Here is a 24,326-nt window from a genome sequence, read left to right on the forward strand (position 1 = left end):
GATAGTTCGGTAGAAAGATCATACCGGAGTGCGGTTGGATGGAGCGGGTCGCGTGACGAAGTGGTTTGGGCAGGGGGACAAGTCCGGCACCCTGTTGCTGTTCGCGGGACTTATCCTCGCCAACATCGCCGCATGGAGCTGGGCTTTCGCGCTGTTTGCCGACCGGCCCGCGGTGATGGCGACCGCGCTGCTCGCCTGGGTGTTCGGCTTGCGCCACGCGGTGGATGCCGATCACATCGCGGCCATCGACAATGTCGTGCGCAAGCTGATGCATGCGGGCGATACACCGAGAAGCGCCGGGCTCTTTTTCGCGCTCGGCCATTCGACGGTCGTGGTCGTTGCCACGCTGCTGCTCAGCCTTGGCGTGGTGAGCCTTGGCGGCGAAAGCCTGCTCAAGACCATCGGCGGCGCGATCGGCACCTCGGTGTCTGCGCTCTTCCTGCTGCTGGTCGCCGTGGTCAATCTCGCTATCCTCGTCGGCCTGTGGCGGACGCTGCGCGCGGTCCGCGCCCAGGGCACCCATGATGCAGAAGGGATCGAGGCGCTGCTGGCCGGCCGTGGTTTCCTGGCACGGCTGCTCGCGCCGATGTTTCGCATGGTCTCGAAATCCCGGCACATGTATCCGCTCGGCTTCCTGTTCGGGCTCGGCTTCGATACCGCGACCGAGATCGGCTTGCTGAGCATCTCGGCGACGGAAGCCGCGCGGGGCGCGCCGCTGTCCGACGTGCTGGTGTTTCCCGCACTGTTCGCCGCCGGCATGGCGCTGGTCGACACCGCCGACTCGGCGCTGATGGTGAGCGCCTATCGCTGGGCTTTCGTCGATCCCATGCGCAAGCTCTGGTACAACCTCACCATCACCGGCGCTTCCGTCGTGGTCGCGCTGTTCATTGGTGGCGTCGAGGCGCTCGGCCTGATCGGCCAGCGTTTTGGTCTCGACGGCGCGCTGTGGACGCTGATCGAAAGCCTCAACGGCTCGCTCGCCAATTTCGGCTTCGCGGTGATCGCGCTGTTCGTGCTCGCTTGGGTCGTCTCCATCGTTACTTATCGCGTCGCGTTCGGCCGCGCCGGACCCGTCGATGCCGTCGAGGTGGCCTGAGTATTTTGCGCGCAGGCGAGCATCGGCCGCGTTGTCGATGCTCGTTGCCTGCCTCGTATGCGCAAGAAGCGAGGGCGCCTTCGCGCAGGCTGTTCCTGTCCCGCGCGAATTGCCGCCGATCGAGGTGACCCGTAGCGAGCCATCCCGGCAAACGGCCAAACGCTCGCCGCAGCGCTCCGGCAAGCCCACGGCCTCGACGACGCGGCTCATTGTGCGTCCGAATGTGGTCGCGGCGTCTGGCGTCAGCGGCGTCGCCTCCGGCCCGCCAGCGTCGCCATCCATGGCAAGCGAAACGACCGTATCGGGCGATGATCTGCGCGCACGGCCCGTCACGCGTCAAGGCGAACTTCTGGAGGCGGTGCCCCGGCCTGATCGTGACCCAGCACTCCGGCGAGGGCAAAGCCAATCAGTATTTTCTCCGCGGCCATAACCTCGATCACGGCACCGATCTGGCGATCTATGTCGACGACGTGCCCGTCAACATGCGCACGCACGCGCACGGCCAAGGTTACGCCGATCTCAACTGGCTAATCCCGGAAACCGTCGCCGCGATGGACGTGCGCAAGGGGCCGTATTTCGCCGATGAGGGTGATTTCTCTTCTGTCGGCAGCGTGCATATCGGCCTGATCGATCGCACGGTGAAGGGCCTGGCGCAGATGACCGCGGGCAGCTTCGGCTATCGCCGCTTTCTTGGCATGGATTCGGTGAAGCTCGGCGACGGCTCGCTGCTGATCGCCGGCGAGGCGGGGACATATAATGGCCCCTGGGACAATCCCGACGACATGCGCAAGCTCAACGGGCTCATGCGCTACAGCGAGGGCACCGCGACCGAGGGCGTCTCGATCACCGGCATGGCCTACGTCAACAAATGGAATTCGACCGACCAGGTGCCGCAGCGTGCGATCACATCCGGCCTGCTCGACCGGTTCGGATCGGAGGACCCGAGCGACGGCGGCAACACCAATCGCTTCGCGCTGTCGGCGCGCGTTGCGCAGAGCGATGACGTGGGGTCTTGGAAGGCCAACGCCTACGTCGTCAAGAGCGAGCTCGATCTCTTCAACAATTTCACCTATGTCCTCAGCGACCAGACGTTCGGCGACCAGTTCCACCAGCATGATGACCGGCTCATGGCTGGCGCCAACGTCGCGCGCACGCTGAACGGATCATTTGCGGGCCTGCCCATCGAGACCACCATCGGCCTGCAATCGCGCTACGACGCAATCGAGCTCGCGTTGATGCGAACGTTTCAGCGCGACTTCCTGTCGAATATCCGCAGCGACAAGGTGGGCGAGGGCAGCGTCGGTGTCTATGCGGAGAGCACCGTGCGCTGGACCAGCTGGCTTCGGACCACGGCCGGTTGGCGCGGCGATTACTACGCCGCCGATGTCACGTCGCTGTACGATGCGAACAATAGCGGCCGCACCAGCGCCGCAATCGGCAGCCCGAAGTTCCGGATGGTGCTCGGTCCCTTCAATAAGACCGAGTTCTTCCTCGGCGCCGGCTACGGCATGCACTCAAATGACGCGCGCGGCGCGACGACGACCGAAGACCCCAGCGATCCCGGCACGAAACTCTCACCGTCACCACTGCTGGTGCGCACCAAAGGTGCCGAGGTCGGCGTCCGCAGCAGGATCCTTCCCGATCTCGACACCTCGCTCAGCGTCTTCATTCTCGACCAGGATTCCGAGATTCTGTTCTCCGGCGATGCCGGCGATACCTCGGCGAGCCGCGCCAGCCGCCGTTACGGCTTCGAGTGGACCAACCATTATCGCCCAAGATCCTGGATCGACCTCGACGCCGATCTTGCGATGACGCATGCGCGCTTTCGCGGCTACGACAGCGAGCAGGCGACAACTTATGCCTCGCTCGCAGGTTTCCCCGAGGCGCAGATCGGCAACGCGCCCGGCAACTATATTCCGAACGCGCCGGCCATGGTGGCGTCCGCGGGCATCACGTTCGGCGAGAAGACCGGCTGGTTCGGCGGCGTGCGCTGGCGCTACCTCGCCTCCAGTCCGCTGACCGAGGACAATGCGTTCCGCTCGCAGCCGACCAGCATCGTCAACGCGCGGCTCGGCTACCGCACGACCGAAGGTTGGCGCATCCAGCTCGAGGTGCTCAATCTCTTCAACACAAAAGCCAACCAGATCACCTATGCCTACGGCTCGCTCCTGAAAACGGATTCCCTCTACAATCTCTGTTACCTGCAGCAGGCTGCGCCGCCGGCCGTGTGCCAGAATGGCGTGATGGACTACGTGCTGCACCCGGTCGAGCCGCTCACCTTTCGGGTGACGATGGCGGGCGCCTTCTAGGGGCGGTCCGGCGGGGAACCGCAGGAGAGGCGATCATTGATCTGGGTCAACAGGATCACGCGAGGCCGATCGATATTTTTGAAGGCTGCCTTGAGATGAGAGTCCGCCGTGAAGACGCTTCGTCAGCTCTTGTCCGCAGAAGATATCATCCAGCTCTTGATCCGGCTTGGCCTGCTGGCTTTGCTGATCATCTGGACGTTCGTCATCATCCGACCCTTCGTGTCGATCCTGACCTGGAGCGCGGTGCTTGCGGTCGCGTTCTATCCCGCCTTCAGCTGGCTCGCCAAACTGCTCGGCGGACGTCCGCGGACCGCGGCAGCGATTCTGACGCTCGTCGCGCTCGGCATCGTTCTGGGCCCGGCCGCCTGGCTCGGCGTGAGCGCGGTGGAGGGTGTGAAGGACCTGGCAAGCCAGCTCGGCACCGGTGACGTCATGCTTCCGCCGGCGCCGGAGCAGGTCAAGACGTGGCCATTGATCGGCCCGCAGCTCTATGAATTCTGGGATCTGGCCTACACCAACGTGCGGGCGGTGTTGCGTGAGGTGGCGCCCTATTTGAAGCCGCTTGCGGGGCCGCTGCTGTCATTCGCAGGCGATGCCGGGCTTGGCACGCTTCAGTTCCTGGTGTCCGTCATCGTCTCCGGTATTCTCCTTCCTTTCGGGCCGCAACTCGTGGCGGTGACCCGTGGTTTCCTGACCCGGATCGTGCCCGAGCAGAGCGAGCATTTCCTGGCGCTTGCGGGTGCGACCATCCGGGCGGTGGCACAGGGCGTGATCGGCGTCGCGATCATTCAGGCCTTGCTGGCCGGTATCGGTTTCAAGCTGGCCGATATTCCAAGCGCGGGTCTGCTGGCTTTCGTCGTCCTGTTGTTGTCGATCGTGCAGATCGGCCCGCTCATCGTGCTTCTTCCCGTGGTCATCTGGATCTGGATGGACAAGGACGTGACGACGGCGTTGCTCCTGACGGTGTTCCTCGTCCTTGTCGGCTTCCTCGACAACATCCTGAAGCCGCTCGTGATGGGGCGTGGCCTGACCACGCCGACGCTCGTGATCCTGATCGGTGTGATCGGAGGAACACTGGCACACGGCATCATCGGACTCTTCATCGGGCCGATCATTCTATCGGTGGCCTGGGAACTCGCCGTGGCGTGGATCCGTATCGACAGCGGCGCGCCGGTGCGAAAAACGACAGGCGACTGAAGCTGCTGCCTAGCCGAGTTGAAGCACAAGATGAACCGTCTGCGGATCACGGCGTGCGGCCGGTTTGAAGCCGGACCTTTCGAAGACGCGTAGCATGGCCGTATTCCCGGGAAGGACTTCTGCCGTCAGCTCCCGCAATCCGCCGTCGCGCGCGATCTGGATGAGGTGCCGCATGAGGAGCGAGCCCAGTCCACGCCCCTGGTACGCATCGGTCACGACGAAGGCCATTTCTGCGACGCCTGGCTCGAACACGATGAATCGGCCACCCCCGACGATCATCTGTCCGTCGCCGCCGCGGACAAGTGCAGCGAGCGCGACGTGATTCTTGAAGTCGACCTGCAGGAAGAAGGCACGCTCCTTGTCCGAGAAGTGGCGCTTCATGGCAAAGAATCGACGCTGCAGAGATTGCGGGCTGGTCCGCTCGATCGCGGCCAGCATCTCCGCCTCGTCCTCGGGACGCAGCGCCCTGATCTCGACCGGGCTTCCGTCCTTCAGAATCTCCTGGGCTGTATAGTTTGCCGCCTCTGTCATGGGTCCCGATACCATCTCGCCTCGATCACTGCCGAGCGTCATATCTCGACACCGCTTCAAAGGGCGTCCGACGTTGACCTAGATCAACGTCAGCCGCGGGCCGTGCAACTTGAATGATGCAGCGCGACAGCGAGGTCGGAACATGTCCATGGACACAGCACAACTCCCCGGCGGTCCCATGTCTGGGTTGGTTGCGTCGGCAGTCGAATATCTGGTGGATGCAGGCCAGCGCAGCGTCCTCTTTCTGGACATCATGCGTCAGCGTGGCGACCAGTACCGGGAACATGTCGCACAAACCGCGCCGCACGTTCTGCAATATGCCGCCGAATTGATCATGGACGGCCGCAAGCTGGACGAGCCAGTCAATTATGCGCTGGTGCGTATCATTCCGCCCAAGGGCGTCGAAATCAATACAAAGCGGCGGCCATTCATCGTGGTCGATCCCCGCGCCGGCCATGGGCCGGGCATTGGTGGCTTCAAGGCCGATAGCGAGATCGGCGTCGCCATGAAGGCGGGACATCCCTGCTATTTCATTGGCTTCCTTCCGGAACCGATGCCGGGACAAACCATCGAGCGCATCGCGCGGGCGGAGGCCCTGTTCATCGAGAAGGTGATCAGCCGCCATCCCGAGGCAGACGGCAAACCCTGCGTGATCGGCAACTGCCAAGCCGGCTGGGCGGTCATGATTTTGGCCTCGCTGCGGCCGGAACTGTTCGGGCCGCTCATCATTGCTGGCGCGCCGCTCGCTTATTGGGCGGGCGTACACGGCAAGTACCCGATGCGCTATTCAGGCGGGCTGCTCGGCGGAAGCTGGCTTACGGCGCTGGCGAGCGATCTCGGCGGTGGCAAGTTCGATGGTGCCTGGCTGGTGCAGAACTTCGAGAACCAGAATCCTTCGAACACGCTCTGGACCAAGCAATATAACGTTTATTCCAAGGTCGACACGGAAGCGGACCGCTACCTCGAATTCGAGCGGTGGTGGGGCGGTCACGTCAACCTCAATGCCGAGGAGATCCAGTTCATCGTCGACGAGCTGTTCGTCGGCAACAATCTCGCGGCCGGCAAGATCGAGATGTCCGACGGCCGGAAGGTGGATTTGCGTAACATCCGCTCGCCGATCGTGGTGTTCTGCTCAAAGGGCGACAACATTACTCCGCCGCAGCAGGCGTTGCACTGGATCCTCGATTGCTATGCCGATGTCGATGAGATCAGGGCCTATGGGCAGACCATCGTCTATACCGTGCACGAAAGTGTCGGCCATCTCGGCATCTTCGTGTCTGGCGGCGTCGCCAAGAAGGAACACGCGGAATTCTCGAGCAATATCGATTTGATCGACGTGCTGCCACCGGGACTCTATGAGGCCACGTTCGAGGCGAGAGGTTCCGATACCATCAATGCCGATCTCGCGACTGGTCAGTGGATCATGCGCTGCGAGGCGCGGACGCTGGACGATATCCGCGCGATGGGCGGCAACTCGCCGGAGGACGAGCGCCGCTTTGCCGCCGCCAAGCGCGTCTCGGAACTCAATCTTGCCGCCTATCAAAGGTACGTTCAGCCCTGGATCAAGGGCATGGTGACACCGCAAATGGCGGAATGGGCGCGCAACATTCATCCGCTGCGGCTGCAATACGAGGCCTTCAGCAGTCAGAATCCATGGATGTCGGTGGTGAAATCGGCGGCCGACGCGGTCGAGGACAAGCGCAAGCCGGCCTCGAAGGACAATCCGTTCCTGGCGTTCCAGGAGCAGATGTCAAAGCAGATCGTTCACGCGCTGGATAGCTGGCGGGATTCGCAGGAGGCGCTGAGCGAAGCCGTTTTCCTCAACGTCTATGGTTCGCCCGCATTGCAGGCGGCGGTCGGAGTGGATCCGAACGCCGCGCCATCCGGCCGGCGGGAGATGACGGCCGAACACCGAGCGATGTTGGAGAAGCGGATCGCCGAGTTGAAGTCGAAGATCGGTGAGGGCGGCCTTCGCGAGGCTGCCATTCGTGCACTGCTTTATGTCGGTTCCGCCCGCGGCATGGTGGACGAACGAAGCATCGAGGCGCTGCGCCAGGTTCGGCGCGACCATGCTGGAGCCCGCTTGACGCTGGCTGAGTTCAAGATGCTGGTTCGCGAGCAATTCTTCATGTTGCTGCTCGACCGGGACCGTGCCTTGGCTGCGATCCCGAAGATGTTGCCCGATGACGTCAATCAGCGGCGCGGAGCTTTCGCAGCGATGCGCGAGGTGCTGTCCGCGAGCGAGGACATCACAGGCGAGCGGGCAAAGCGCTTGAAGCAGATTGCCGGGCTCTTCGGTGTCGGTGAGGAAGGCGAGTCGAACGTCGCCCCTTTCGATCCCAAGGCAAAAGCGTCGTAGCGCAGCTTGTCAGAATTGGGAGTAGCATCATGTCGGCCGACACGACGCAAACGCAAGCGGGCAGCAAATACGACCATCTGATCGCGGCCGCCAAGGCCGTGCCGCCCTCGACGACCATCGTGGTCCATCCCTGCGACGAGACATCGCTGCGTGGCGCCGTCGACAGCGCGAGAGCTGGCATCATCCGGCCGCTGCTGGTCGGCCCAGAGCGGAAGATCAAGGAGACAGCGAGCAAATTCGGTCTCGATATTGCCGGCTATGAGATCGTCGATGCGCCGCACAGCGACGCGGCCGCAGCCAAGGGCGTCGAGTTGATCCACGAGACCCGCGGCGAATTGCTGATGAAGGGCAGCCTGCACACCGACGAGCTGATGCGGGCCGTCACGGCCAAAACCGGCGGCCTGCGCACCGACCGGCGCATCAGCCATGTCTTCGTCATGGACGTGCCGGCCTATGCCGAGACCATTTTCGTCACCGATGCGGCCATCAACATCTTCCCCGATCTCGACGCCAAGCGCGACATCATCCAGAACGCGATCGACCTCTACAATCTTGCCGGCTTCGGCAAGATACCGAGGGTCGCGATCCTCTCGGCGGTCGAGACGGTGACGTCAAAAATTCCGTCCACGATCGAGGCCGCCGCGCTCTGCAAGATGGCCGATCGCGGCCAGATCACCGGCGGTCTGCTCGACGGACCGTTGGCCTTCGACAACGCCATCGATCCCGAGGCCGCGCGGATCAAGGGCATCAAGTCCGAGGTGGCCGGCCGGGCGCAGATCCTGGTCGTGCCCGACCTCGAGGCCGGCAACATGCTGGCGAAGAATCTCGCTTACTTTGCCATGGCCGATGGCGCCGGCATCGTGCTCGGCGCGCGCGTCCCGGTGGTGCTCACCTCGCGCGCGGACAGCCCGCGGGCGCGGATGGCGTCCTGCGCCGTGGCCGCGCTTTACGCCCATGCACGGCGCCAAAAGGCGCCGACAGTTGCCGCGTGACCGCCATGGACACCATTCTCGTCATCAATGCCGGCTCCTCGAGCGTCAAGTTCCAGGTTTACTCGGTCGAGGGCGAGGGCACGCTTCGCCGGCAGATCAAGGGGCAGATGGACGGCATTGGCAGCCGGCCGCGTTTGCGGGCGAGCGGGGCGGGTGGCGATCCCATGGCCGATCGCGCCTATCCGATCGAGGCGATTCCGGACGTTCCGGCCGCGATGCAGGTCGCGGGCGAGTGGCTGAGAGATGAGGCTCGCCTCCAACCGTTGGCTGTCGGGCATCGCGTCGTGCATGGCGGGCCCGAATACGAGCGGCCGGTCCTGATCGACCACGGCGTGGTGGGGCGCCTGGAACGCTTTGTCCCGCTGGCGCCGCTGCATCAGCCGCATAATTTGGCGCCAATCCGTGCGATCCTTGCCAACTTTCCTTCGCTTCCGCAGGTCGCCTGCTTCGACACCGCGTTTCACCGCAGCCATGGGCCGCTTGCCGATCATTACGCGATCCCGCATCAGCTGCATGCCGAAGGCGTGCGGCGCTATGGCTTTCATGGACTTTCCTACGAATACATCGCGAAGACCTTGCCGCAGATCGCGCCCGACATCGCGAAACGGCGGGTGATCGTTGCGCATCTTGGCAGCGGCGCCTCAATGTGCGCGATGAAGGGTGGGCAGAGCGTCGAGAGCACGATGGGTTTTACGGCGCTGGATGGTCTGCCAATGGGTACGCGTCCCGGCCAGCTAGATCCCGGCGTCGTGCTCTATCTGATCTCGGAGAAGGGCATGTCGCCCGCGAATGTGCAGGACTTCCTCTATCGCGATTGCGGGTTGAAGGGCCTGTCCGGCGTCAGCAACGACATGCGGGAGCTGGAGGCGAGTGCGGACCCACGCGCAAAGCTCGCGATCGACTACTTCGTCTATCGGATCGGTCTTGCCGCCGGGATGCTCGCTGCCGCCTTGCAGGGCCTCGACGCGTTCGTCTTTACCGCCGGCATCGGTGAGAACTCGGTCAGCATTCGCGCGCGCATCGCGGAGCAACTCGGCTGGCTGGGCGTTGTGCTCGATGCCGCCGAGAACGCGCGTCACTCGCGGCTGATTTCGCGACCGAACAGTCTCGTTCCCGTCTACGTCGTGCCGACCGACGAGGAACTGATGATCGCGCAGCACACGTTGGCGCTGCTGATGAACGGAAAATCGCAAAACGCCAGATCTATGAGGGTGTCATGATTCCCGTGTTTCCGGAGACGAAGGTTGCGCTGAAGGGAAAGAAAGGCCTCGTCGTTGGCATCGCCAACGATCAGTCGATCGCCTGGGGCTGCGCGCGGGCGTTTCGCGCGCTCGGCGCCGACTTGGCCGTGACCTATTTGAACGATCGTGCCAAGAAGCACGTCGAGCCGCTGGCGCAGGCACTGGAAGCACCGATCTTCATGCCGCTGGACGTGATGGTCGAAGGCCAGACCGAGCAGGTGTTCGAGCGCATCGCGAAAGAGTGGGGCCAGCTCGATTTCCTGCTGCATTCCATCGCCTTCTCGCCAAAGGAAGCGCTGCACGGACGCGTGGTCGATGTCGGGCGCGAGGGTTTTCTCAAGACCATGGAGGTCTCCTGCTGGTCGTTCCTGCGCATGGCCCATCTGGCGGAGCCGCTGATGAAGAATGGTGGCACCATGTTCACCATGACCTATTACGGCAGCCAGATGGTCGTGGAGAACTACAACATCATGGGCGTGGCGAAGGCGGCGCTGGAATCGGCCGTCCGCTACGTCGCCTCGGAGCTCGGGCCGAAGGGCATCCGGGTGCACGCGATTTCACCGGGACCGTTGGCGACGCGCGCGGCGTCGGGCATTCCGGAGTTCGACGAGCTCATGGACAAGGCGCAGTCGAAGGCTCCGGCACGGAGCCTCGTCAGCATCGACGACGTCGGTCATGCCACGGCGTTCCTGGCGCTCGACGGCGCCAAGCTGATGACCGGTAGCGTCATCTACATCGACGGCGGCTATCACATCATCGATTGAGGAGAGGTGGCGCGACGCGCGCCGCAGGAGCCAATCTGGGACATCCGGTTGGGACGCTTCTGGCTGATCATGGCACCATGCCGGTGATTTGCCCGACGTGTCAAGCAATTTCGGTTATTCAGCAGTTTGTCGTGCCGCCTCTGAATCTACTTTGCATGGGGTTGTTTTTCAGTTTTTGTATTCAGCGGTAGTGCAGGGCGATCAGCTCGGCGACGCAGGCGGGTTTCTTGCCGCCTTCGATCTCGATCACGAGGTGATAGTTCACGCGCAGGCCATCGGGCGGCACGTCCTCGGCCTCGGCGACCGTGACGCGGCCGCGCAGCTTCGAACCGGCCGGGACCGGAGCCAGGTAGCGTATGCGGTCCGCGCCGTAGTTGAGCGTGTTGCGCAGGCCCTTCAGGCCGATCACGGAACGGATGAAGAGCGGAGCGAGTGCAAGCGACAACAGCCCGTGCGCGATGGTCTTGCCCCCCGGCATCTCCTTGCTCGCGCGCACCTGGTCGACATGGATCCACTGCTCGTCGCAGGTCGCCTCGGCGAACTGGTTGATGCGGTCCTGGCTGATCTCGATCCAGTCGCTGGCGCCGATCTCGGTGCCCACAGCGGATTTGATCTCTGCGAAATCGCTGAATATCCGCATGGTCTTGCCCGTCAGATTTTCATTTCCGGTACGGTATCGGGAACGGTGAGCTCGGCGTCCGTCACGGCCATCACCTCGCCGACGCTGATACCTGGCGCGGTTTCCAGGAGCGTCGCCCTACCGTCGGGAAAGGCGATCACGGCCATGTCGGTGACCACCAGGCTCACCGGCCGCGCCGACGTCAGCGGCAGCGTGCACTTTGCGACGATCTTCGACTTGCCCTTGGCCGCGTGCTGCATCGCAACGATAACGCGCTTGGCGCCGCTGACGAGATCCATCGCCCCGCCCATTCCCGGCACCATCTTGCCGGGGATCATCCAGTTGGCGAGGTGACCGTGTGCGTCGACCTGGAGGCCGCCGAGCACGGTGACGTCGACATGGCCGCCGCGGATCAGCCCGAACGACATCGCGCTGTCGAATGTGCAGGCGCCGGGCAGGGCGCTGATCGGGCGCCCACCGGCGTCCGTCAGCGTCGGATGGGCCATGCCTTGCTCCGGGATCGGGCCGGTGCCGATGAGGCCGTTCTCCGATTGAAAGAACACCTTCAGATCGGGCGGGACATAGTTCGCGACCAGCGTCGGAATGCCGATGCCGAGGTTGACGAGGTTGCCGCTCTTCAGTTCCTTGGCGACGCGCCGGGCGATGATGGTCTGTGCATCCATGATCTCACCCGTTGGTAATGAGGAAATCGACGAGCGGCGCCGGCGTCACGACGTGGTCGGGCGCGATGACGCCGACCGGCACGATGTTGTCGGCCGTGACGATGACGGTGTCGGCGGCCATCGCCATGACGGGATTGAAGTTGCGGGAGGTGAGGGCGTAGGAGAGGTTGCCGAGATAGTCGGCGAGAAAGGCATGCACCAGCGCGAACTGCGCCCGCAGCGCAGTCTCGAGCAGGAACGGCTTGCCGTCGACTTCGATCTGTCGCTTGCCTTCGGCGACCAGCGTGCGGACGCCGGTCGGGGTCAGAACGCCGCCAAGGCCACATCCGCCCGCGCGAATGCGCTCGACGAATGTGCCCTGCGGAACGAGATCGACCGCGATCTGGTTAGCGAGCATTTGCTGCTGCGCCTTCGGATTGAGGCCGATATGGGTCGCGGTCAGCCGCGAGACCAGCGTCGCATCGAACAGCTTGCCGACGCCCTTGCCGGGAATGGCCGCGTCATTGCTGATCAGCGTCAGGCCGGTCTTCTGCTGCCGGACGACCTCATCGAGCAGGCGCTCCGGTGTCCCGACACCCATGAATCCACCGACCATGACGCTTGCGCCTGCCGGGATCATCGCAACGGCTTCTTCGACAGAAACGGCCTTCATGGCGGCAACTCCGATCAGACGCTGAGAACAGCAGCGAGCGGATGTTTGCCAGCTGTCACCGCGGTGCTTTGATTTGCATCAAGGCTTATCGTCATTTGAATCGGCCATGGCGATGCCGACGCTTTGCAGCATGTCGCGCCAGAGCTTGCGCACCTCGGTGTGACGCCGTTCGAGGGCGGAGTTGACGGCCTCGCGATGAGGCACAAGGTCGGGCCCCTTCAGCGACAGGATTTGTGCCTGCAGCAGACGGCCGCTTTCGAACTCGATGCGGCGCAGCGCCATTGCGAATGGATCCTCGGGATTTGCTTCGGCCGGCAACAGTGCTGCCGGCCGGATGGCCGCGTGAACAGCGTGGGCGAGCGTCGCAAGACCGGCTGCCACTGCCAGCGGCCAGTCCGAAATCTCGTAGACGGGCGCCGGAAACCAGGCGCTTTCCCAGGCCACGGTCATATAGCCCAGGCCAGGGTCAGGCGCCCAACTCGTCGCGCGCATCAGAAGCGAGACGATCTCGGTCTCGCGGAAGAGCTGCGTGTTCAGCTCGGTCTGCCAAGCGGACTCGAGCTTTGTGGGCAAGGTGAACGCGGACTGTCGCGCCAGTGCGCCGTGGGCGGAGATAAGGAATGCGGCGACACGCGTTTGCTGGTGGGGCGGCACGCGGCCCTCAGAATCGAGCGGTCCAAAGAAGTCGCTCATGTCGCGCCTCTCTGGACGGGGATCGCGCGGAGATGATCATAGCCTTCGGGAAACGGCGTGAGTTCGCCGCCGGGCTGTTCCGGCGCGACCCAGACCGCCTTGTTGCCCCGCCAGCGTCCGGCGAGCACGTCCTTGGCGAAGCGCGCGAGCAGGTCGGCCGTCAGTGCCCCCTTTTCGAGCGTGAAGGCGTGATAAGCCTTCGGGATGATCACCAGCGAGCTGTTGGGGATTTCGAGCCGCAGGGTCTCGTGCAGCGCACGGGGCGTCAGGAAGTCGAATTCGCCGTTCAGGATCATGGTCGGGAGCGTGATCGACGAAAGCTGCGGCGTCAACGGCCGAAAGTCGAGAAAGGACTCCATCAGGTTCTGGAGCGCGTAGAGGTCGTTGACGAGCCAGCCCTGTCGCTTGACGCTGTCGAGCTTGTCCAGGAGCGGCTTCAGCCACTGGTCGGACAGGTTCATCGGCAGCAACAGGTCCTGGAGATAGCCGGTGCCGCCCAGGATCAGGCCGGTGCGCAAGGCGTTGCCGATCAGGAGCAGCTGTGGGGAGAGCTCCGCAAAGCAGCTCATCGGCACCAGGCCGGACAGTCGCTCGCCGTGCTCAATCGCGTAGCGCAGTGCAATGAGTCCGCCAAAGCTGATGCCACTGAGGAAGATCGGTCCATCGCCGAGCTCGCCGATCAGGCGATGAAGCGCGGTAACCTGGTCGTCCTGGTTGATGAACAGGGCCGGCTTGTCTGAACCGCCCTGGCCGAGCAGATCGAAGGTCGCCACGCGGAAATGCCGGGCGACAAGCGCTTCGCGATAGGCAGCCCAGAGCTCGGCATATTGCGTGAGCCCGTTAACCAGAACATAGGCGGGGGCATCGGGCGGCCCTTCGAGCTCATAGCGTATCCGATATGAGCCGTGATTGAGGAAGGGCATTGCGACGACCGGCTGCAGTGTCTGATCGCTGCGATCTTCAATCTCCGGTCGGGGATTCCATTGAGCTAAATCAAAGCTCTTCCGGGTGACATCACTAGCGTTTTCGCAAAACACCGCCAGGAGGAATCTGCCATGACCGGGAGAGACATGCTCAAACGTTGCTTCGTGAGCCTGATCGTGTTGCTGGTCGGCACGGCGCTCGCTGTCGCGCAACCCTTCACCCGCCGTTCGTCGCAGATGCAGCATGATGGGCTGAAGAAGACGTACGAGATCGCCAACTTCCGCCTCGGCGGCAAGTACGATCTGTCCGATCCTTCGAAATGGGAGAATGGTGGCGAGAGCGGCGTGACGCTGGAATCGCTCGGTGCCGGCAAGCTGCGCGCCTCCTACATCGCGATCGGCAAGGCCCGGCGCAATGCCAATGACGAGATCACGAACGCCGTGGTCATCAACTCCTACTATTCCGGCGACTCCACCGACATGTTCGAGCAGTGGGTCAAGGGCGCTGCTTTGTCAGGCGGCGTGCCCATCATCGGGCCGGGGCGGCCAATCGACACCGATCGCTATTTCGTCATCATGGTCGATCCGCTCGGCACCTGGGGCGACAGCAAGCCGTCCGACGGGTTAGGCGTGAAATTCCCGCAATACAGCTACTTCGACATGGTGCAGGCGAATTACCGCCTGCTGCGCGATCATCTGAAGGTCGCGCGCGTGGCACTGGTGACCGGCGTCTCCATGGGCGGCACGCAGACCTATGTCTGGGGCGTGATGCATCCGGAGTTCATCGGCGCGCTGATGCCGATCGGCGGTACCACGCAGTCAGACGCGGGCGATCCCGTCGGCAACTGGACGTTCCAGATGATGACGGCCGCGATCGAGTCCGACCCCGTATGGCAGGCCACGAACGGCGATTACTACAAGCTGCCCAAGGAAAAGCATCCGGTACCGGGCGTGGCGTTCGGCTGGTCCATCCTCGGAATGACCGGGTATGACTTTGGTTATCGCACGACCCAGAATTTCACCGCAGTCCAGCCCGAGATCTTCTACTGGGATCCGCCAAATGAGAAGGCTGGGTTGAGCGTCACCAACCGTGCCAAACTCTACGATGCCGTGGATCTCGTTTGGCGCAACCGGGTCGGCGAAACGCACAACATCAATGCCTATCTCGGCCGTATCCAGGCGCGCACGCTGGTGATGCACATCACCAATGACCTCTGGTTGAACTTCAAGCTCGCGCAGCAGGCCGTCGATCGTGTGCCCGGTGCGGACCTCATCGCCGAGGAAAGCCCGGTTGCCCACTATGGCGTCTTCCCACTCATCAACAACCGCAAGAACGATCCCAAGTTCGTCGCGTTCATGGACGACGTCGCAAGCCTCGACCGCGCGCAACAGTTCGTCGACAAGAACTATCGCGTGCCGGGCGTCGCCGAGAACATCGATCCCAAAAAATCCTTCTGGAAGGATTTCGTGACCTATCCATATCCGGTCAAGTTCGCCAACGCCAAGGACAAGAGCGGCAATGCCTGGCAGATCGGCTACATGGATGAATATGCCGGCACGGCCAAGGATCCGAAGGTGCTCGTCATCATCCATGGCAAGGGTGCGTTCGGCGGGCACTACGGCAATATCATGCAATACGCCCTGCGCAGCGGCTTGCGCGTGATCGTGCCCGACCTGCCACATTACGGCATGTCGGGGCCCGGCAATCTCGACAAGAGCCCGGCCCGCACCATGCAAGACATGCGCGAGGTCATCTACGACCTCGTCGTCAATCAACTCGGCGTCAAGAAGGCCTACTATCACGGCCATTCGCTCGGCGGGCAGTTCGTGATGGGCTACGCCCTGACCTGGCCCGACGCGGTGCAGGGCCTTGCGCTGGAAGCGCCGTCCGGCCTCGAGGAATATCCGCGCGACATCACCATCGCCAAGGACAAGAAGGCCCGCCTGTTCGACCAGGCCTTCGACCATGATTTCGACAAGTGGAAGGCGACCTGGGACCAGACCGGCATTCTGGCCGCGGAGATGGCACGCGATGAGCAGAACATCCGCGACTTCTTCTACTTCAAGAAGCGTGATCCGAACACCGGCGCTGTGTCGGCGGCCAAGAGCGGCTACTTCTTCAACGACAGCGAATACGCCCGCTTCCATACTGAGCAGCGCGTCGGGCTGACCAAGGGAAATCCGAAGGAGCTCGAGCAATGGTGCAACGTCTTCATCTACGACATCTACACTATCGGCTCTGAGCTGCAGCAGGATGACCCGAAGAATCTCTACGAGCGGCTCACCCAGATCAAGGCGCCGATCTTCCTCGCGTTCGGCGACAAGGAGCCCTTCATCCCGACGCCCGCGTTCAACGGGCTGACGGATCTGGGGCGCGACGTCATCTCGCCGTTCATGACGCGGATGACGAATGCCGGCAACCGGCCGATCCTGAAGATCTATCCGGAAACCGGACATTTCATCCACACGGACAATCCCGTCGAGTTCTCGGTTGACGTCGTGGACTTCGTGACCAAGGGCAGCGTCGACACGTCGTCGCCGCAGGGTATCGACCGCATGATCAAGGGGGCCGTGGTATCGGCCTTGCCGGTGGCGCCGACCCCGGCGGGTGCTGCGCCGACGGCCGGCCTGAACAAATAGGGCTGCTCATGCCAAGGGTGCAGGCGGGCGAGGTTCAGTTGAGCTGGCGAGAGTGGGGAGGAGGCGACGTCACCGTCGTCTTTATCCACGGCAATCTCGCCAGCAAGGACTGGATCGAGCTCGCCGCGCCGATGTTTCCCTCAGGCCTCCGCGTGATCGGCATCGATTGGCGCGGCTGCGGTGACAGCGACCGGCCGAAGCCCAAGGCCGACTATGCGAACTACTCGATGCAGCAGCATGCGCAGGATATGCTCGCGGCGCTCGATGCGCTGGGCGTCAGCTATTGCCATCTCGCCACGCATTCGACCGGCGGCATCATTGCCGCCCGGATGCTCTTGATGCAGCCGCAGCGCTTCGGCCGCGTGTTCGCGCTCGATCCGGTGACGCCGCTCGGCATGGCCTTCAATGCCGATCAGATCGGGCTTTTCCGTGCGATGATGGCCAGCAGGGAGCTGACACGAACCGTGATGGCGACAGCGGCTTCCTCGCTGTTCGTGCCGGAGAGCATGGCGCCGGGCGAAGTTCCTCGATTCCGTGATGGGCTGGGTGATATCCCGGCGCTGTTCGACCGCATCATCGAGCAGACCTTTGGCGTCTCTGAAGGCATCTGGATCGGGACGCCCGTCAACCTCACGCGGGAAAAAGAGAGCCGGGAGCTGGAGCGCCGCATGGCGGAGATCCGGCACCCGCACCTGGTGCTGTGGGGCGAATGGGACGGCTGGATTCCGCCTTCTGACTTGCGCGCCATGGCCGAGGCGATGCCGGACTGCCGGCTGGTGGTGGTGCCCCGCATTGGGCATTCGATGAATCTTGAACTGCCAGCTCTGTATGCTGGCTATTTTGGGGCTTGGTTCGGCGGGCTTGCAGCGTAACCCTTGAGGAGCAACATCATGGCGGAAATCCCATCGACCGAGAATATGCGTACGATGATGAGCGAAGCGCTTGGCCGCCTGCGCAAGGCCAACACTGAATATTTTGATCTGCTGGAGAAAGGCCTGAGCTCCTCACCGCTGCCGATCGCGAATCAAGCCAAGGAGTTCTGCAGCCATATGCAGCGCAACGTCTCCGCGACCTTCGATCTCGGTGACAAGCTCGTCCAGGCCAAAGACATGCAGGAAGCGCTCAGGATCCAGTCCGAGTTCTTCCAGGACCAGATGCGCTCGTTGACCGATCAGGCCAGAAACATGGGCGAGTCCGCGATGAAGGCGGCTAGCGGCATGTTCACGCCGAAGGCATCATAGACGAAATCTCCTTCGAGGAGAACGGCTCCGCCACTTGGCGAAACGAGACAGGATGATGGCGCTTCAATTCTTGGTCGGCACCGTCATCAGCCTCGCCAACATCATGATTCACGCGCTGGTGACCGTCGGCGCCATCGGCATTGCGCGTGCGGCGGGGTTACGTGACGCTGCGTGGCCGCGAGTGCATCTGATGGCCGTGATGGTGGCGACTGCGGCTGCCCTGATGGTGGCTCACACGCTCGAAATTCTCGTATGGGCGCTTGCATATCGAGTGGTCGGTGCAGCGCCCGCCGGAAGCGATCTGCTCTATTTCGCCTTCGTCAACTATACCACGCTCGGCTACGGCGATATCACGCCGGTGCCGGACTGGCGGCTGGTCGGTCCGATGACCGCGATGAATGGCATCCTGCTCTTCGGCTGGTCGACTGCGGTGCTGTTCGAGGTGCTACGCAAGACGCTGGGGCACCTTGCGGCCGTCAGCGCCAAAGATTTCAGTTCTGGAGATCGAGACTAGCGAGCTGTCGGCGGTCCAAGAGCACGATTTGACGCTGGGTGTTGCCGACGAAGCCGAGGATGCCGAGCTCATGCAGGTGCGATATCGCCCGCGAGACCGTCTCAAGGGTGAGGCCGAGATAGTCGGCGATGTCGCGCCGCGACATCGGCAGCGCCAGGACGCCTGCGGCAGTTAGCCGCGTATCCATCTCGATCAGAAAGGCCGCGACCCGTTCCAGCGATGTCTTGCGGCCGAGCAGCAGCATGTGATCTTCCGCGTGCTGCAAATTGGTCGTGGTCATGCGGAGCAGGTTCTTGGCCACCACGGCGTCACTTTCGGCCACGGTCTCCAGGCTCTGCCGCCTGATGAGGCGCACGGTGGTATCGACGACAGCTTCTGCAGTGAAGCGATGCGTGCGGCCGTTCTCGAGCCCGAAGATATCGCCGGCGAGGTGAAACGCGCCGATCTGACGGCGTCCGTCAGACAGCAGCTTGTAGCTTCGCACCGCGCCGGTCTTGACCTGATAGATGTACTCGGCAGGCTCCTTCTCGCCGTAGATCTCATTGCCCTTCTTGTAGGTAAATTCGCTTAAACTCACGATCGGATTTGAGTCACTGCTCATTCCAAGATCGTGCAGCGAATTGGGACGGGGCAGGGGATCGCTGATGATGCGTACGAACATGGGCCAACTCCTCAATCCATTGCTGAATTGGTCTCAGGCTATTCATGGCGAGGAATGTGCCGCGCTACCCCACTCCCGCTTGGGTTGCTTTACGACGAAGGCGGCATTTCCAGCCATTGTCTCGAGGGCCATTGTACCAAAGGACAGGCGCTGCAATATCTTGCGCGGAGTGAGAAAAAGCGGTCTTTGTAAAATGCATTTTGATGCTCTTGGTACTACTACTTACGAATTGTCCGCTATGCCCGCTATCATCCATATGGGCTACTCGATCGCCGATTGATTCTGCGTTTCAGTGCGGCGGAAACTCCAATGGTCGTCGCGGCTAAGAGGTGAACTTGCCAGGGCTGGTGCACGTGGTCGACGACGACGCTTCGTTTCGGACGGCGATCGAACGCCGGCTGAAGCTTGCCGGCTACGATGTTGCGACGTACGCAGCGGCGCAGGAGTTGCTCGATCGATTACCTGATCCCGACAGGCTGGGATGCATTCTGCTAGACGTGCAGATACCGGGACTGAGCGGTCCGGAGTTGCAACGCCGTCTCATCGAGCTCGGTTCGACGCTGCCGATCGTCTTCCTCACCGGGCACGCCGACACGGCAACGACCGTGCGGGCCATCAAGGCAGGCGCCGAGGATTTTCTGACCAAGCCGGTCTCGTCGGAGCAGTTGATCGACGCGATCGAGCGCGCCTTGGTCCGGCACGAAGCCGCGCGCAGCCAGCGCAGCAAGCTCGACTCGCTCAAGGCGCTGGTGGCCGCACTGACCCCGCGCGAGCGGCAGGTGTTCGATCTGATCGTGCGCGGCAAGATCAACAAGCAGGTTGCTCACGAGCTCGGAACCACCGAGCGCACCGTAAAGGCGCATCGCCACCAGGTGATGGAAAAGATGCAGGTTCATTCACTCGCGGAACTGGTGTCGATCGCGGAGCGCCTTGGCATGCTTGATCCCAAAAACGAGCAAAGCGGCTAGTCCGGACCCGTTCGTCGGGGTCGTGCCGCATACCTATACCCAGGGACAATATGAAATGTGAATGACGACGTGTTCTATGGAGGGTGTAGCTCTACCTGGTTTGTTAGATCCTCGTTCAACAGAAGGCTGCCCCTCGTGCCGACCCGCAGATCCGTGTTCGTCGTCGACGACGATGTGTCGGTGCGCATCAGCATAAAACGGCTTCTGCGCGAGCACGGCTTTACGACGCTGCTGTTCGACTCCGCGGCCGCGCTGCTCGATCATGCCGAGTTCGAGAGCGCCATGTGCATCATCATCGACATTGATCTGACCGATCAATCCGGCATCGACCTGCGTCGGCGGATCGCAGACAAGGGCATCTCGGCCCCCGTGATCTATATCACCGGAAATGACTGCGAGCGGAATCGATCGGCCGCGGTCGCATCGGGATGCGTGGCTTACCTGACCAAGCCCTTTACCGCGAAATCACTGGTCGATCTGATCGAACGCGCCCGCGAAAACAGGATCTAAGCGCGATGGGATTGGGATGAACCGTCATCGCGCTTTAGGTTATTGCTTGAGCAGGATTTCCGCGCAAACGCGTTCCGAGTTTGCCGCAAGGGAATACCGCTGCATACGTTTCCGGATCGTGCTCCAGAGGCGGTTTCGCGCCGGTTCATTCCTCGATGTCCTGCTCCAGCGTCTTCGTGGGCGGGCCCTTGTGAACGGAAGCGAATTGTGCGAGCGGCATTGATGTCGTGAGCGCCAGAAGGTTGGAATCAACAACCTCGAGAACCAGCGTCTTTCCTGCTTCCATCTCCTTGACGATCTTTGGATCCGCAACATCGGCTGCGATGCAGGCGTTCGCGAGGCACCAGCTATAGGGCACCTGGTAGGGAGTGCCCTGGTCGACGGTCAGCTTGGCAGGGTGTTGCAGGTACATGCCGACGGGCACGAACAATTGCAGCCGCGCTGCCCGGTCGCCTTCGCGCTCGATCAGGTCCACCCGCATTGCCATTTGCCCGGTCGGAAACTTGCCGGTGATCGAGGTCCGGCACAGCGTCGGCGCGCCGCCTGCCTTGAAGCAGAGCTTTTGCCAATCTCCGTAGGTGATATCCTTGGCCTCGCGCTGGCCGCGCGTTGCGACTTCCGCTGGTTTTTCGTTTTGCGCATTCTTGCGCGTGGCGGCGTCAGGAGTAGTAGGGACGCCGGCGATAGCGACGATCAGAACTCCCGCGAGACAATAACGAGCGTGGACCATGGTTCGCCTCCAAGTCTCTGGCTATTCCGGTCAATTTTGTGCGTCGAGAAACTTCGTCACCAGCGGCGACCAGATCGGTACCGCGTCGGGCGAGCCGATGAAGAAGTGTCCTTCGTTGCCGAATGGCGGCATCAGGTGGTATTCGGCGTTGCCGCCGGCGGCAGTGAAGGCCTCGTGCATGCGCTTCGTCAGGACCGGACCGAAATACGCGTCGTTCTGGATATAGATCCACAGCATCGGCACCCGCGAGGTGCGGCCGAATTCGCCGGTCTGCGCGACGAGCTTGTCGGACGCACAATTGTGGTTCGGCAAGCCGCCGACACGGCCGCCACGCCCTCCCGCAAGGACGATAATGGCCTTCACTTGCGGGGGATTGAAGCTTGAGAGCGCGATTGACGCCCAGCCGCCGGCCGATTGTCCGACGACGATGACGTCCTTCGGCACGATGCGCTTTTCGGCGGCCAGGTAGTCAATGATCCAGAGGTCGACTTGGGCGACTGCGAGCCCGGGATCACGGAAGTTTGGATGGGTGCATTTTCCGACCTTTGAGAAGAACGGCCCGCCGCGTTCGGGAATATCGACGGCGGTGGCGCCATATCCGGTGCCGACAGGGGCCACCACGAAGTTGCCGCGCCTGGCGAACCACTTGGCGGCGTCGCGGAACTCCACGAGCGGGAAGAAGCTGCGGTCGGTCGGGTTGAGTGACACGCCGTGGTTCATGATCACGAGAGGAAAGGGGCCGTCTCCCACCGGGCGCACCACGTACGCGAACATCGGAAGCGGCAGCGGCAGCGCCCAGACCTCCTCTTGAATGGAGCGATCCTCAGCCGCCACGACGTGCGCTGGCGCGAACAGACCGACGCACACAAGCAACAGCAGGGCCGTTAGGTTTCGCAGGGTTTGCTGACGCATGGCTCAGCTCTCCATTCCTTCAGCCCATGAACGTGCAGGCGACGATGATGATCGGGCCAAGAACGGCAAATCCACAAATCTTGATCCGACCGAGAACGGTCCGGAGCGCGACCGCCAACGGCAGAAAGATTCCGGAGCGGCGGAGATGATCCATCTGGCGGTATCCATGATCGCATTTCCCCGGGGCGCGTTTGCGGCAAGTCAGTCCCCAAAAGCGGCGAAATGCTTGATCCAGATCAATCCCGGCCGTCGGCGCCTTTGCGAACAAACAAATCCCGCAACTTGCGCTTGGCATTCCGGTGATCGCTCTCTTGATCGTGCTGTTGCGCTGCGAGGTTCATCGTGGTGGAGGGCGGCCGTGACGGGGCCCTTCGGACAGCCTGACGATTGGCTCAGGTTCTTCCCTCCGGTGCGATGGCTCGCCAATTATCAAGCGGCCTGGCTGCGGCCGGACGCAATCGCTGGCGTCACGCTCGCCGCGTACGCCATTCCGGTCTCGCTGGCCTATGCCGCACTGGCTGGCCTGGCGCCGCAGGTCGGCGTCTACGGCTATCTGCTCGGCGGCATTGGCTATGCGTTGCTCGGCTCCTCGCGGCAGCTCGCGGTCGGCCCGACCTCGGCGATCTCGCTGATGATCGCCGGCACCGTGGGCACACTCGCCGGCGGCGACGTCGTGCGATACGCGCAGATTGCAAGCCTCGCAGCCTTCGCGGTGGCGGTGTTGTGCTTCATCGCCTGGCTGTTCAGGCTCAGCGTTCTCGTTCGCCTGGTCAGCGACAGCATCCTGGTCGGCTTCAAGGCCGGCGCCGGGCTCACCATCATCATGAGCCAGTTGCCGAGCCTGTTCGGCGTCCCCGGCGGCGGTCACAACTTCTTCGATCGCGTCTTCAAACTCGCCAGCCAGCTTGGCGAGATCAATCTCCTGATCCTGGCGATTGGCGCGGTCGCGCTCGTGCTTCTCCTGCTTGGCGAACGCTTTCTGCCGGGACGGCCGGTCGGTATCACCATCGTGGCGTTGTCGATCGCGGTAGCGACGCTCCTCGGCTTTGCGTCCCATGGCGTCCCCGTGACCGGCAAGATTCCCGAGGGGCTGCCTGCGATTGGGTTGCCGACATTTGGTCTTCTGGAATTCGACGATCTCTTTCCGCTCGCGGCAGGATGCGTGCTGCTGGCCTACATCGAAGGTGTCTCTGCGGCGCGCAGCTTTGCCGCCAAGCACGGTTATCCCCTCGACGTGCGGCAGGAGTTTCTGGGGCTGGGGGCGGCGAACTTTGCCGCATCTTTCGGCCACGCCTATCCCGTCGCCGGCGGCCTGTCGCAATCCGCCGTGAATGACAACGCGGGCGCGCGGACGCCGCTGGCGCTGGTCATCTGCTCGGTGACGCTTGGCCTGTGTCTGCTGTTCTTCACGGGGCTGTTGACCAACCTGCCCAAGGCCGTGCTCGCGGCCATCGTGTTTGCCGCCGTCTACAAGCTGGTGGACGTTCGAGCGCTGCTGCGAATGTGGCAGGTCAGCCGGATCGACTTCTACGCCGCGGCGATTGCGCTCGTGTCCGTGCTACTGCTCGGCATCCTGCAAGGCGTCCTGCTGGCTTGATTGCCTCGATCTTCCTGCTGCTGGCGCGCGCCTCGCAGCCGAACGTGGCATTCCTCGGCCGGTTGCCCGGCAGTGGTCGTTACTCCGACAGCGCAAGACACCAGGGTGTCGAGCCCCTCGTTGGCGTCATCGCGTTCCGGCCCGAAGCTTCGCTGCTTTACATCAATGCCGAGACGATCCTCGATACGGTCCTGATCGCGCTCAAGAGGTCGGCGGACATCCGACTGGTCGCATGCGATCTCTCGGCATCGCCCTATATCGACCTCGCCGGTGCGCGCATGTTGCACGATCTCTACGACGAGCTCGCAACGCGTCGGGTCACCTTCTGCATCGTCGGCGCGCATGCGCAGCTGCGCGACCTGCTGCGGGCCGAAGGGCTGGCGGAGAAGACCGACAGCGGCCAATGGTTGCGCTCGCTCGACAGCGTTCTCGGTGAGGGACAGCCTGACACTGGCCAAAGAACGCCCTGATCTCCGGACTGGCTCGTCATCGTT

General features: G+C 62.8%; 22 protein-coding genes and 3 pseudogenes. 15 read left to right on the top strand and 10 right to left on the bottom strand.

Translation table 11 applies throughout. The features are described 5' to 3' along the window. Positions 1–52: 52 nt before the first annotated feature. The 3 genes and pseudogenes from SO140_RS02255 (at position 53) to SO140_RS02265 (ending at position 4,602) form a co-directional block, all read left to right on the top strand. Positions 53–1,096: a HoxN/HupN/NixA family nickel/cobalt transporter gene (locus SO140_RS02255; RefSeq protein WP_449377337.1), complete on the top strand. Its 1,044-nt coding sequence runs from the start codon at positions 53–55 to the stop codon at positions 1,094–1,096. Between the two features lie 280 nt (positions 1,097–1,376). Then, positions 1,377–3,405 (top strand): annotated as a pseudogene (locus SO140_RS02260) (TonB-dependent receptor). A 108-nt stretch (positions 3,406–3,513) separates the two neighbouring features. After that, the gene (locus tag SO140_RS02265) at positions 3,514–4,602 is read left to right on the top strand and encodes an AI-2E family transporter (RefSeq protein ID WP_449377336.1); all 1,089 of its coding nucleotides are present in this window, start codon (positions 3,514–3,516) and stop codon (positions 4,600–4,602) included. Positions 4,603–4,611: 9 nt separating this feature from the next. Here the strand turns inward: SO140_RS02265 and SO140_RS02270 are convergent, their stop codons facing one another. Further along, positions 4,612–5,133, bottom strand: a complete 522-nt coding sequence (locus SO140_RS02270) for a GNAT family N-acetyltransferase (protein WP_449377335.1) — start codon at positions 5,131–5,133, stop codon at positions 4,612–4,614. Positions 5,134–5,275: 142 nt separating this feature from the next. Here SO140_RS02270 and SO140_RS02275 point away from each other — a divergent pair, with 142 nt between their 5' ends. Genes SO140_RS02275 through fabI form a run of 4 tightly spaced genes read left to right on the top strand, consistent with a single transcriptional unit; the run spans position 5,276 to position 10,489 of the window. Beyond that, entirely contained in the window at positions 5,276–7,492 is a 2,217-nt protein-coding gene (locus SO140_RS02275) for a DUF3141 domain-containing protein (RefSeq protein ID WP_498542257.1), read from the top strand. 29 nt (positions 7,493–7,521) lie between these two features. Continuing rightward, positions 7,522–8,484, top strand: coding sequence for a phosphate acetyltransferase (locus SO140_RS02280; protein ID WP_498542258.1), 963 nt, complete (start codon positions 7,522–7,524; stop codon positions 8,482–8,484). Between the two features lie 5 nt (positions 8,485–8,489). After that, positions 8,490–9,704 carry an acetate/propionate family kinase gene (locus tag SO140_RS02285; RefSeq protein WP_498542259.1) on the top strand — a complete coding sequence of 405 codons (1,215 nt, stop codon included), beginning with the start codon at positions 8,490–8,492 and terminating at the stop codon, positions 9,702–9,704. Beyond that, on the top strand, positions 9,701–10,489 hold the full coding sequence (gene fabI / locus SO140_RS02290) for an enoyl-ACP reductase FabI (RefSeq protein ID WP_498542260.1): 789 nt from the start codon (positions 9,701–9,703) through the stop codon (positions 10,487–10,489). The genes SO140_RS02285 and fabI overlap by 4 nt, the downstream gene beginning before the upstream one ends. Before the next feature lie 181 nt (positions 10,490–10,670). Here the strand turns inward: fabI and SO140_RS02295 are convergent, their stop codons facing one another. The 5 genes from SO140_RS02295 to SO140_RS02315 all read right to left on the bottom strand — a co-directional run bounded on the left by SO140_RS02295 (position 10,671) and on the right by SO140_RS02315 (position 14,059). Then, a complete protein-coding gene (locus SO140_RS02295; protein ID WP_449377330.1) occupies positions 10,671–11,129 on the bottom strand; it encodes a MaoC family dehydratase in 459 nt (152 codons plus the stop codon). An 11-nt stretch (positions 11,130–11,140) separates the two neighbouring features. Further along, positions 11,141–11,791: a 3-oxoacid CoA-transferase subunit B gene (locus tag SO140_RS02300; RefSeq protein ID WP_449377329.1), complete on the bottom strand. Its 651-nt coding sequence runs from the start codon at positions 11,789–11,791 to the stop codon at positions 11,141–11,143. Positions 11,792–11,795: 4 nt separating this feature from the next. Next, a complete protein-coding gene (locus SO140_RS02305) occupies positions 11,796–12,443 on the bottom strand; it encodes a CoA transferase subunit A (RefSeq protein ID WP_498542261.1) in 648 nt (215 codons plus the stop codon). Positions 12,444–12,521: 78 nt separating this feature from the next. Next, the gene (locus SO140_RS02310) at positions 12,522–13,136 is read right to left on the bottom strand and encodes a hypothetical protein (RefSeq protein WP_449377327.1); all 615 of its coding nucleotides are present in this window, start codon (positions 13,134–13,136) and stop codon (positions 12,522–12,524) included. Next, positions 13,133–14,059, bottom strand: a complete 927-nt coding sequence (locus SO140_RS02315) for an alpha/beta fold hydrolase (protein ID WP_498542262.1) — start codon at positions 14,057–14,059, stop codon at positions 13,133–13,135. Before SO140_RS02315 ends, SO140_RS02310 begins: the two co-directional genes overlap by 4 nt. Positions 14,060–14,191: 132 nt before the next feature. Here SO140_RS02315 and SO140_RS02320 point away from each other — a divergent pair, with 132 nt between their 5' ends. The 4 genes from SO140_RS02320 to SO140_RS02335 are packed head-to-tail and all read left to right on the top strand — an operon-like array spanning position 14,192 to position 18,454. Further along, positions 14,192–16,699, top strand: a complete 2,508-nt coding sequence (locus SO140_RS02320) for an alpha/beta hydrolase (RefSeq protein WP_498542263.1) — start codon at positions 14,192–14,194, stop codon at positions 16,697–16,699. 8 nt (positions 16,700–16,707) lie between these two features. After that, a complete protein-coding gene (locus tag SO140_RS02325) occupies positions 16,708–17,571 on the top strand; it encodes an alpha/beta fold hydrolase (RefSeq protein WP_449377324.1) in 864 nt (287 codons plus the stop codon). Positions 17,572–17,589: 18 nt separating this feature from the next. After that, entirely contained in the window at positions 17,590–17,940 is a 351-nt protein-coding gene (locus SO140_RS02330) for a phasin (protein ID WP_474800197.1), read from the top strand. Positions 17,941–17,995: 55 nt separating this feature from the next. Beyond that, positions 17,996–18,454 carry a potassium channel family protein gene (locus tag SO140_RS02335; protein ID WP_449377420.1) on the top strand — a complete coding sequence of 153 codons (459 nt, stop codon included), beginning with the start codon at positions 17,996–17,998 and terminating at the stop codon, positions 18,452–18,454. Here the strand turns inward: SO140_RS02335 and SO140_RS02340 are convergent. Further along, positions 18,432–19,115: a helix-turn-helix domain-containing protein gene (locus SO140_RS02340; RefSeq protein ID WP_449377322.1), complete on the bottom strand. Its 684-nt coding sequence runs from the start codon at positions 19,113–19,115 to the stop codon at positions 18,432–18,434. The two genes, SO140_RS02335 and SO140_RS02340, sit on opposite strands and share 23 nt — an antisense overlap. Before the next feature lie 335 nt (positions 19,116–19,450). On the opposite strand from SO140_RS02340, the gene SO140_RS02345 reads away from it, so the two are divergent. Further along, positions 19,451–20,083, top strand: coding sequence for a response regulator transcription factor (locus SO140_RS02345; RefSeq protein WP_449377321.1), 633 nt, complete (start codon positions 19,451–19,453; stop codon positions 20,081–20,083). Between the two features lie 135 nt (positions 20,084–20,218). Further along, positions 20,219–20,593, top strand: coding sequence for a response regulator (locus SO140_RS02350; protein WP_449377320.1), 375 nt, complete (start codon positions 20,219–20,221; stop codon positions 20,591–20,593). A 145-nt stretch (positions 20,594–20,738) separates the two neighbouring features. On the opposite strand, the gene SO140_RS02355 is transcribed toward SO140_RS02350, so the two are convergent. Genes SO140_RS02355 through SO140_RS02365 form a run of 3 tightly spaced genes read right to left on the bottom strand, consistent with a single transcriptional unit; the run spans position 20,739 to position 22,389 of the window. Beyond that, positions 20,739–21,323 (bottom strand): invasion associated locus B family protein, encoded by a 585-nt coding sequence (locus SO140_RS02355; RefSeq protein ID WP_449377319.1) that lies wholly within the window; start codon positions 21,321–21,323, stop codon positions 20,739–20,741. Positions 21,324–21,353: 30 nt separating this feature from the next. Next, complete coding sequence (locus SO140_RS02360) at positions 21,354–22,235, bottom strand: alpha/beta hydrolase family protein (RefSeq protein WP_498542264.1); 882 nt, start codon at positions 22,233–22,235, stop codon at positions 21,354–21,356. A 19-nt stretch (positions 22,236–22,254) separates the two neighbouring features. Continuing rightward, entirely contained in the window at positions 22,255–22,389 is a 135-nt protein-coding gene (locus tag SO140_RS02365) for a hypothetical protein (RefSeq protein WP_498542265.1), read from the bottom strand. Between the two features lie 91 nt (positions 22,390–22,480). Between SO140_RS02365 and SO140_RS02370 the strand changes: the two are divergent. Then, positions 22,481–22,597: pseudogene (locus tag SO140_RS02370) on the top strand (DUF1275 domain-containing protein); the annotation flags it as partial. Then, a pseudogene (locus SO140_RS02375) lies at positions 22,594–24,302 on the top strand (SulP family inorganic anion transporter). The pseudogenes SO140_RS02370 and SO140_RS02375, both read left to right, overlap by 4 nt. The last annotated feature ends 24 nt before the right edge of the window (positions 24,303–24,326 follow it).

It is taken from the genome of Bradyrhizobium sp. UFLA05-108, from assembly GCF_059803455.1.